Raw genomic sequence first — 7,500 nt, forward strand, 5'->3', positions numbered from 1 at the left:
GGAAGCCTTGCGCCTCCCGGCCCATCCCCGTCACTCCCGTCACTCGACGGTGACGTTCTTGCGGTTGTCGCGCGAGACGCGGTCGATCATCTTGTTGTAGGGATCGACACCGACTTCGAAAGGCTTGTCCTTGACCGTGATGGTCAGGACCGGCTTGTCGCCGGTGAGCACGCGCTTCTCGAGGAACAGCACGCGCTCGTCCTTTTCCTTGGCGCCGTCGGCGCGTGCGAAGATGCCGATTTCCACCGGCTCGTCGTAGGCGCGGGCCGATTCCTTGCCGTGGCCGTCGGCCTCCATCTTGGCCAGGTGCAGCTTCATCGTCACATCCCACTGGCCGTCGCTGCGCTTGCTGGCCTTCGCCTCGGTCACGCGGTTATCGTAGAAGACGATCTTCTCGAACAGGTCGGCGATCAGGGCGTGCTTGTCGGCCGGCGCCTCGGCGCGGATGTAGTCAAGCAGCTCGCTGGAGGTCGTGAATGGCGACTCCTGGTAGCCCTTGTCCTGCAGGAAGCGTTTCAGGGCGCGGTTGAGCGGCGCCTCGCCGATCTCGTCGCGCAGGCGGTAGAACACCAGGCTGCCCTTGCGGTAGTGGATGTAGTCCTGGTTCTCCACGCGGTACAGCGGCAGTTCCTCGATCCGTTCGCTGCCGCGCGAGCGCAGGTAGCGGTCAAGCTCGTAGCGCAGGAAGCGGCGCATCTGGTGGCGGCCGTATTCCTTTTCCATCACCATCAGCGCCGAGTACTGCGACAGCGATTCGATCAGCATGCTCGCGCCCTGCACGTTGGCGGCCGTGACCTGGTGGCCCCACCACTGGTGCGCCATTTCGTGCGCCGTCACGTAGAACACGTAGTCGATGGCTTCCTTGTCGCGCAGGTCGGCGATGAAGCCGATCGATTCCGAGAACGGGATCGTGTTGGCGAAGGACTGGGCGAAGGACTGGTAGTTCGGGAACTCCAGGATTCGCACCTGCTTGTGCTGGTAGGGCGTGAAATTGGCACTGAAGTAGTCGAGCGCCTTCTGGGTTCCCGCGATCATCCGGTCCACGTTGTAGGCGTGCTTCGGGTCGTGGTACACCTCGATCGGGATGCCGCGCCACGCGCCTTTCCTCACCTGCCAGTCGGCCGACAGGTAGGCGAAGAACGGCATCATCTTCTGGTCCATCCTGTACTGGAAGTAGTTGCGGCCGTTTTCCTTCCACGACTTCTGCAGGTAGCCCGGCGCCAGCGCGACCTGGTCGCCGCTGGTCGAGACCGTGGTCTCGAAGCTGATCCAGTCCGCTTCCGGCCCGAACATCGAGTGCTGGCGCGCGGCCGTGTCTTCCAGCCTGGCCATGCGCTGTGGTTCGCCCAGGCCGCGCTTGCGGCGCTCGTTGCGGTCCTGCAGTTCGAAGCCCGGCTGGTAACCCAGTTGCGGGAAGAACTCGCGGTTGTTGAAGAAGGTGCCGTTCAGGTTGATGGTGTCGGCCCGCCCCCCGTTCGAGAAGCCCGGACGGCGCACGTCGACCACGAATTCCAGCGGCAGGCGCGCGCCTGGCGCCATTGGCTGCGCCAGCTTCAGGACGCTGAAGCCGGACTCCTTGTCCGCCACCACGACCTGGTGCGCGGGTAGTCCCTTCCAGGTGGTCTGGACATCGGCGTTGACCTGCAGTGGCAGCATGTCGAGCGGCTTGCCGGTCTTGTTCTCCAGCACGTAGCTGCCGCGGATCAGCAGCCGGCGCTCGTCCGGATAGATGTCCACCGCGGCGCGCACGTCGGTCACCTTGGCATGTGGCATGTCCTTGTACTTGCGGTAGGCCTTCTCGTACTGCGCCTGCTTGTCCATGGCGACGTTGCCCGCCTCGTAGCCGGCCAGCGTGTTCGTGTTGTGGAAGATCCAGGCGCCGGTGGCGGCGAAGGCGATGGTGCACACCGCCAGGGCAACGCCCGGCGCGCCTTTCAGGCGCCGACCGGCTTCGCGTACCCGGTCACGCCAGGCGAAGGACAGGCCGCGCACCCAGAAGGCCTGGGCCACGATCAGCGCGCCCAGCATGAACAGGCTCCAGTAGGCCACGAACCAGCCCCACCCTTGCAGGAAGTGACCGAAGCCGTTCATGTCGGAGTACGGCGTGCGCGGCAGGCCGGCGATGTTGTACAGGTTGTGGTCGAAGTGCAGGATGCCGGCAACGATCTGCGACACCATGAACAGGATCATCAGGAGGTAGCCGATGAACTTGTTGTTGGTGACGACCTGCAGCACCACGGCGAACAGTCCCATCAGGATGAAGGGAGCGGCGCTGACCAGCATGCTGGAGAGATAGACCATCGGTTCGGGCGCCGCGCCACCCTTGACCAGCTGGATGACGATCGCCGCCAGCACGCCGGTGAACAGGAAGGCCACGATCACGCCCACCAGGGCCAGGCTCTTGGCCACCAAAGGCGCCCAGTTCGGCATCGGCATGGCGTCGGTGACGTCGGCGATGCGGGCCTGGCGCTCCTTGAAGATCAGTTCACCGGCATAGAAGGTGACGATGATGAGCAGCATGAAGGTGAAGCTGCCATTGAGCAGTTCGACCATCAGGTGGGTGCGCGGATAGACGGTGGTGCCGAAGATCTCGCCCATCTGCACCGAGCTGCCGACCAGGTTCAGCACGCTGAACAGCAGCATCACGAGGAAGGGCACGCTCCTGAACACGGCGGTGGCGTCGAAGGCGAGGATGTGCCAGCACTGGATCCAGCGGGTGGACGCCTTGAAGTGCGGTTCGGTGCGCGGCAGCTTGAGCTGGGCCGGCGCGGCCGCAGCCGCGACCGGCGCCTTGGCCTTGCCGAACAGGCGCTTGCCGGTACCGGCGCGCTGCGGCTTGAACAGGACCAGCGTCAGGCCGAACAGCACCAGCGCGACGGCCGACCACAGCAGGCGGTTGGCCAGCAGGTAGCCCTGGACGTCCGGCAGGCCGGCGTTCGATTCGGCGGCGGAGAAGTAGCGTGTGGCGCGTCCCAGTGCGCGCACGCCGAAGGGATCGGACAGCACGGCGATCCACTCGTTGTCGATGTCCGAGGTGAAGGTGCCGGCCACGATCCACAGGATGAAGAAAGCCAGCACGCCGACGTACACCAGCATGATCGAGCGGGTGGTCGCGGCCAGCAGCATCAGCAGCGCGCCGATCAGCAGCAGGTTCGGCAGCACCAGTACGGCCATCCCCCAGGCATAGGCGGCGCCCGCGAACGGACCGACGCGCTGGGCGTCGACCCAGGGCATCAGGGGGCCGAGCATCATGCCGACCATGATGGCGCCGAAGATCACCAGACAGGCCAGCAGACCGGCCGCGAAGCGCCCGACCAGGTAGTCGCGCTTCTTCATCGGGGTGGCGAACAGCATGTCGGAGATGCCGACTTCGCTATCGCGCAGCACGGTGCCGGCGATGAAGATGGTCACCACGAACATCGACATCAGGCTGAACACGCCGAGCATCTGGGCGACCACCACCGGCGCGTTGCGGTTGACGTTGCCGATGCTGCCGCCGACCTGCACCGCGTCGGTGGTGGAAGCGCCAAAGGCCAGCGCGCCGAAGATCAGCGCGCACACCCAGAGCAGTGGCTGGCGCAGCTGCGTCGCCAGTTCGAACTTGAAGAATTCCCTCAACATGGCCACTCCTTATGCTGCGACCGTGGGCGCTGCGGCGCTGGCGGCGCAGGCTGCGGCCGGCGCTGCCGTGGCGCGGCCGGCGTTGCGCACCTGCAGGAAGTAGACGTCTTCCAGGTCCGGCTCGACGCTGACGAAGCCGCCGTCGGGCTGGGACTCGGCATACACGTTGATCTGCGGCCGGCCCGCCACCAGGCGGGTGGACAGCACATTGAAGCGCGCCTGGTAGTCCGCCAGTTCGTCCTGGCCGACCGTGCGGCGCCAGACGCGGTTCTTCAGCGTGTCGATCGCCGCCTGCGGCTCGCCCTGCAGCAGCACGGTGCCGCGCGCGATCATCGCCATGCGCGGGCACAGGTCGGTCACGTCCTCGACGATGTGGGTGGACAGGATCACCACCACCTGCTCGCCGATCTTGGCCAGCAGGTTCAGGAAGCGGTTGCGCTCGTCCGGATCGAGGCCGGCGGTTGGTTCGTCGACGATCACCAGGCGCGGCGCGCCGAGCAGGGCCTGGGCGATGCCGAAGCGCTGGCGCATGCCGCCCGAATAGGTGCCGAGGGCGCGTTTGCGTGCTTCCCACAGGTTGGTTTGCTGCAGCAGGGCCTCCACGGCCTCCTTGCGCTCGCCCTTGCCGGTCAGGCCCTTGAGGATGGCGAAGTGGTTCAGCAGGCGCTCCGCGCTCACCTTCGGGTACACGCCGAAATCCTGCGGCAGGTAGCCGAGCTGGCGCCGCAGTGCCTCCTTGTCGTGCAGGACGTCGAGGCCGTGGAAATGGATGCTGCCGCTATCGGGATCCTGCAGCGTGGCGATGGTGCGCATCAGCGAGGACTTGCCGGCGCCATTCGGGCCCAGCAGGCCGAACATCCCGTTCGGGATCTCGAGGCTGACATCGTTGATGGCCTTCACGCCATTCGCGTAGGTCTTGTTGAGCTGCTTGATCGATAGCATCTGCTGTTCTCCATATTCTGTTGAATGATTCGCTGCCTGGTCACTGCATCAGCGAATGCAGGCATATATTGCCGTGCAGATAATGTACCGATAACCCAGGGTAATGCCAGATTTTTTGCGACCAGAAGCGGGAATTCGGGAATGAACGACGTTTTTTTACCAAACGTGCAGGCAACATGGGGGTTGATGTGTGGCGAACAGGCACCGGAGAGCAGCCTGCGCCCGAACCGGCGATAATTCGTTCATTCACCATTCGCTGGCCCGCAGGGCATACACGCACATGAACGATTTCAACAGCGTTCCTCTGGAATTTTTCCAGGACTACCCGGAACCGGGCGTCAATTTCATCGACGTTGGCTGCATCTTCGATCAGCCTGAACACTGGCGACTTGCCATTGACACCCTGCACGCAAAGACCGATCACTTGCACTTCGACTTCATCCTGGCCATGGACGCGCGCGGCTTCATGATTGCCGGCGCGCTTGCACTGGAACACAAGGTCGGCTTCGCCATGGCGCGCAAGGCCGGTAAATTGCCGGGTGCATCGATCAGCATCGATTACCAGCGCGAATACGGCAGCGCGACCATCGAGATCCAGCCGGAGCGTATCAAAGGCCAGCGTGTGCTGATCGTCGACGACGTGCTGGCCACCGGCGGCACCATCGAAGCGGCGGCCGCCCTCCTGCGGCAGATCGGAAAGGAAGTGGTCGGCGCGGCGGCCCTGTTCGATATTGTTTTCTTCAGGGACAAGCGTGCGTTGACCATGCCTGTCGTGACCCTGCGCGATATCTGAAGTTCGCCTGTCAAAAACCCATTTTCTGCCACGCGAGCAGGAAAGTCGTACACTGAGCCGTTCCGACCGTCCACTGCTGGAATCCAGTGCCAGGAAAGCACCAACCCGAGAAGGCAATCCGATGCACTGCCTGATGGTCGATGGGACGTTACCTGGAACATGCCCGTGACGCTCAAAGCGGCCAGTTCTGCCAAGCGTGCATATCGAAACGCGTTGTCTGACATCATCGATAAGTGGAGGCACAATGAATGTCGTGTTGCGGGAATACGCCCCTTCAGACCGCAATAGTGTCAATGCGGTCGCGCTGGCGGCATTTGCCCAGTACGAGCATGATTACGACGACTGGGCAAGCTTTCGCGACGGAATTGGGTGTATGGCGGACCTGGCGGGTGACGCCGACTTGATCATTGCCGAGCGCGAAACGATCGTGGGTGCGGTAGTGCATGTCGGTCCAGGCAGACCCCGGAATCGCATTTTCCCCGACGATTGGTCGATTATTCGCATGCTCGTGGTCGCTCCTCAACATCGCGGTCAAGGGATAGGCAAACGACTGGTTGCAGCCTCCCTTGCGCGTGCATACGACATTGGCGCGCCCGTGGTCGGACTCCATACGAGTCCAATCATGGCAAACGCGCTCTCGTTGTACCTCGCTCTTGGCTTCAAGCGCGACTGTGATCTGCCTCCCATTAAAGGGGTTCCGTATTCGCGTTACGTTTTGCCTGATACTGCAATCCCGGCGGCCCTGGACCTGTTAAATCACGCTGAAAGACGTTGCTGAGGGCCTGTTCCGCGGCGACGGTCGGTGAATGTTTTCCTGGGCAGGCGATATGGACTCGAACGGCCGAAATTGGCAACAACCCGACAGGATGCCATGCACGCGATTTACTTTAGATGGAAAGTAACCTCTGGTCATGAGCGAGACTTCGAGCGCGCCTGGCTCGAACTCACCGAACTTGTACGCGATGAGCGAGGCGGTCTAGGGTCGCGTTTGCATCGGTGTACCGACGGCCATTATTTTGCGTATGCCCAATGGCCATCCCAACTCCTCTGGGCTACACAACCCGAACCTACTGCACGCATGGTCGAACTACGAAACCAGATGCGTGAATTCGCCGAACTTGTAGATGGTCCACTTCGGGGCGACGTCGTTGCCGACCTCCTGATATCGGCGGCTCCCGACAAGTAACCGGCCATTGAATACGCTGTTATGGCATGGTACGGTCGCCGATGCCGAGAGCCGGCATCAACTTGTGGATCGCGGGGCCTTAGCGGACGTACGCAGGCTCTGCCAGGGCGCAGACATGGCGTCCGTGCGGCCTGCCCCAATCCTGCTTGTCCTCAAGACTGGAATATCGTGGGAGTACCTGCCGCGCGAATGCTAACTGAAAAAGCACACGCTTGGGTGCGCTCAACGAGCCTGCCGCCAGGCGATGCCGCCATCCTGCGAGTCCCACCTCGTCAGGATCTCCATGAGTCTCGCCGTGTTACGAAGCCACGCCCTCGCCGGCGTGGGCGCGCCCGCGGTCAATGTCGAAGTCCACCTGGCCAATGGCCTGTCAGCCTTCATCATCGTCGAACCGTTATTGCCCCCATGCCCAAGCGTTTAGCAATACGAACGTTCGATGACGTTGACTTCTCCCCTGTCTTAGTACACACTTTTTCTTTCAAAACAATCAACATCCAGAATGAAAAACCTGGTGAAATCCTTTTTGCGTACTGTCACAGTCGTGCTGCTGATGGCCGCTTCTTTCAGCCGCGCCGAAGTGCAGGAGAGCGCCAATGATGCTCGCCCGGGCCTTCTCCGAGCGCTTGACGGGAACTGGGTAATGTCGGGGGACGTGAAGGGAAAGCCAGTGACCTATACGATGGTCGCTGCGCCTGCCTTGCAAGGGACGTTTACCGAAATGCGTATGAAGGATGTCCAGGTACCGGCAAATTACGAAGCTACAGTCTTCATTGGCTATGACGGAGCAAGCCAGACAATTCTTGTGCATTGGATGGATAGCCATGGGCCAAAGTATTCCATTCCCCACGGAACGGGTCACATTGCTGGCAATATCATGCAATTTATTTTTCCCTACAAGACAGGGGAGTTCCGGAACACCATGACCTACACCCCCGAAACCTCGACCTGGCAATTTAAG

General features: G+C 62.2%; 6 protein-coding genes and 1 pseudogene. 5 read left to right on the forward strand and 2 right to left on the reverse strand.

The window, feature by feature from the left end:
* Positions 1 to 39: 39 nt before the first annotated feature.
* Together LCI23_RS10010 and LCI23_RS10015 are read right to left on the reverse strand one after the other, a co-directional pair.
* On the reverse strand, positions 40 to 3,621 hold the full coding sequence (locus LCI23_RS10010; RefSeq protein ID WP_224946313.1) for a M1 family aminopeptidase: 3,582 nt from the start codon (positions 3,619 to 3,621) through the stop codon (positions 40 to 42).
* A gap of 9 nt (positions 3,622 to 3,630) precedes the next feature.
* The gene (locus LCI23_RS10015) at positions 3,631 to 4,563 is read right to left on the reverse strand and encodes an ABC transporter ATP-binding protein (protein WP_224946314.1); all 933 of its coding nucleotides are present in this window, start codon (positions 4,561 to 4,563) and stop codon (positions 3,631 to 3,633) included.
* A gap of 280 nt (positions 4,564 to 4,843) precedes the next feature.
* On the opposite strand from LCI23_RS10015, the gene LCI23_RS10020 reads away from it, so the two are divergent.
* From LCI23_RS10020 to LCI23_RS10040, 5 genes and pseudogenes are all read left to right on the forward strand, one after another.
* Entirely contained in the window at positions 4,844 to 5,356 is a 513-nt protein-coding gene (locus LCI23_RS10020) for an adenine phosphoribosyltransferase (protein ID WP_224946315.1), read from the forward strand.
* 244 nt (positions 5,357 to 5,600) lie between these two features.
* On the forward strand, positions 5,601 to 6,134 hold the full coding sequence (locus LCI23_RS10025; RefSeq protein WP_224946316.1) for a GNAT family N-acetyltransferase: 534 nt from the start codon (positions 5,601 to 5,603) through the stop codon (positions 6,132 to 6,134).
* 93 nt (positions 6,135 to 6,227) lie between these two features.
* Positions 6,228 to 6,542, forward strand: a complete 315-nt coding sequence (locus tag LCI23_RS20675) for an antibiotic biosynthesis monooxygenase family protein (RefSeq protein WP_224946317.1) — start codon at positions 6,228 to 6,230, stop codon at positions 6,540 to 6,542.
* A gap of 283 nt (positions 6,543 to 6,825) precedes the next feature.
* Positions 6,826 to 6,930: pseudogene (locus tag LCI23_RS10035) on the forward strand (magnesium chelatase); the annotation flags it as partial.
* Between the two features lie 111 nt (positions 6,931 to 7,041).
* On the forward strand, positions 7,042 to 7,500 hold a 459-nt coding region (locus LCI23_RS10040), incomplete at its 3' end, for a hypothetical protein (protein ID WP_224946318.1).

The sequence above is a fragment of the Massilia sp. MS-15 genome, from assembly GCF_020176695.1.
Classification (GTDB): domain Bacteria; phylum Pseudomonadota; class Gammaproteobacteria; order Burkholderiales; family Burkholderiaceae_D; genus Telluria; species Telluria hydrophila.